Origin of the sequence: uncultured Clostridium sp., assembly GCF_937920395.1 — a bacterium.
Classification (GTDB): domain Bacteria; phylum Bacillota; class Clostridia; order Clostridiales; family Clostridiaceae; genus Clostridium_AD.
Map to the genome: position 1 here is coordinate 1 of NZ_CALEVF010000198.1, position 2,243 is coordinate 2,243.

Sequence of the window (2,243 nt, forward strand, 5' to 3'; positions counted from 1 at the left end):
ACACAGCCATTCCAGTATCTACAGGATGATCTCCAAGATTCTCACCCCATTGCAAAACAGCATCTAGTATCTTATTATCTTCCGAACTAGTCTTGCTGCTTGTCTTTGCAACATTAACTCCCTTAGACTGTTGTGTTTTCATATTGATACCTATTGCACCAACTGCAATACCAGTAACATCCTTCCTATCTGATGCTACTATCCCAGATGTACCTTGTGATGCTACTGCTTTATCCGAGAAACTAGCATCATCTTTACTACCAAAGGCTTGTACACCACTTTCCATCCCTAGCATCATTAGAGCACTTGTAGATAAAACCCCTGCACCAAGAAGAGTTGAACTGCTGACAGTTGCTGCATTTACATCACGTTCTAACTTGCTTTCTGTTTCCTGAAATTTATTTATTACATTATGTATACCTGTTATTAATTTTTGTATGTCGTCAAGTGCTTCATTTCCGCGAGCTTGAAGTTTGTTCATATCATCTTCAAATCCTCCAATTTCAGGACATTTTAGTGCCTCCAAGGGAGTAATATATATACTATTATATCCCAGCTTCGACTCTTCTAAATTGTATTGCAGCATTTCATAAAGCTTCTTTAATGCCACACTAACCTCATCTAATTTAGCATAATCAATTGAAACCATCTCTTAACCTCCTCTTTTCTTGAGTGATTTCTATCATTTCATAATAGAAAGTTTTGCTGCTATTACTTGTGCTTCACTTGACATATTTTCAATAACATTTGTTATGGAATCAATACTGAAATTAAGTTGTGTGATTTTTGTATGTATTGCCTCATTAGTAATATCTCTAGTGTCTAAATTTAAATTACTCGTTTGTATTAAATTATTCTTTTTATTATTAATGTCATCAGCATATTTAGTCAATCTATATGAATATTTTTTTAGTCTATTAGCATTCTCTAAATCGATTTGTAACAATTTCTTAGCCTCCCAAATATAAACTTGTCTCATATATTATCACCTAACATTATATCACAGAATTATCAACCATTTAATCATTTATTTACCATAATATAATCTATTAATTTCTTCTTAAAACCTCAATTGCGTTATTCCTTAAATTAATATTACCATAAGTAATGTACACCTTATTTGTAAAAATACTTCTACTAACTGTCAGTTTTACAAACATTGCAAACATAAAAAAAAGAACTATATTTTCTGACAATTCTCTTAATCATATCTTACAAGCATTATATTCTCAATTTTTCTTTCAGAACCTTAACCCAATTTAACCATTATGCTGACGTCGGCATAATGGTTAAAAACATCTATACCCCCATATATAAGCGCATCTCCACTATAGTCCAAATTAGATTTTATAGGATGTTTTTGTATACCTCAAAATCTTAATTATCCTCCCCACCACACCCCTAGGTCTCTTCTCAAACTCTCCCCTACTAAAATCATATACTTTCCCATTGCACTCAACCCTTATTTCCTCATCCTTAATAAATATCTTCATTTCTTCTATAGAAAATCCTTTAATTCTACTATCATTATCTATGCTCTTCCCAGTTTCTGTTTCAGTTAATGAACTTACTCTCCTAAGCTCTTTCCACAATCTATATTCTTCTTTAGATTTTATACAAAGCTAAGTAACTATTTGCGCATTATGAAGTAAATACTCAGTAGTATAAATCAGCCTTCGAACTTGATATCCTTTTACTTCAATTTTTCTGTATAGCTTCTCCCACTTATCAATTTTAAAAACATAATAATCTTCCTCAGAGTCACTAGGTATATCTTTTATAGTATTTCGCTTCACAACTTTTATATCTATTACCTTGCCATAATAAGTTATACCAGCCTCACCAACAAATTGTTTCTTTGACTGAGCTAGTGCTACGAACTTAATATTATGCTCTGCTAGATTTATGTTGCTGCATTTAGTGTGATAAAACTTACCTTTTAGATTTATTTCAAGTTGCTCTTTATTTCTTAATGATCCTACAAGGACTGTTCTATGCTTAAAGTATTCATCTTTTATATAATTCTCTCGCCCTATTGGCTCAAGTGATCTTTCAAAGGTTGAGTACGACGATTCATTTATTAGCTTATCTAAAAACTCTTCCATAAGCCTTGTAGTTGATGGAAGAAACGGAATACCACCTATATTTACTTCTTCTATACTCTTATAAAAGTCATGATTTTTGTATCCCTCTTCATCCTTATATGGGAACAATACAAATGCTCCAAAAACACAATTGTTATA

The 2,243-nt window shown here is 31.9% G+C and carries 3 protein-coding genes and 1 pseudogene; all 4 read right to left on the reverse strand.

Annotation, left to right across the window (positions count from 1 at the left end; genetic code table 11):
* Positions 1–649, reverse strand: a 649-nt coding sequence (locus Q0649_RS12555) for a hypothetical protein (protein WP_298842386.1), incomplete at its 3' end; no start/stop codon positions are given.
* A 33-nt stretch (positions 650–682) separates the two neighbouring features.
* Entirely contained in the window at positions 683–946 is a 264-nt protein-coding gene (locus tag Q0649_RS12560; protein ID WP_298842389.1) for a hypothetical protein, read from the reverse strand.
* Positions 947–1,340: 394 nt separating this feature from the next.
* Positions 1,341–1,592, reverse strand: coding sequence for a hypothetical protein (locus Q0649_RS12565; RefSeq protein ID WP_298842392.1), 252 nt, complete (start codon positions 1,590–1,592; stop codon positions 1,341–1,343).
* Between the two features lie 30 nt (positions 1,593–1,622).
* A pseudogene (locus Q0649_RS12570) lies at positions 1,623–2,243 on the reverse strand (hypothetical protein); the annotation flags it as partial.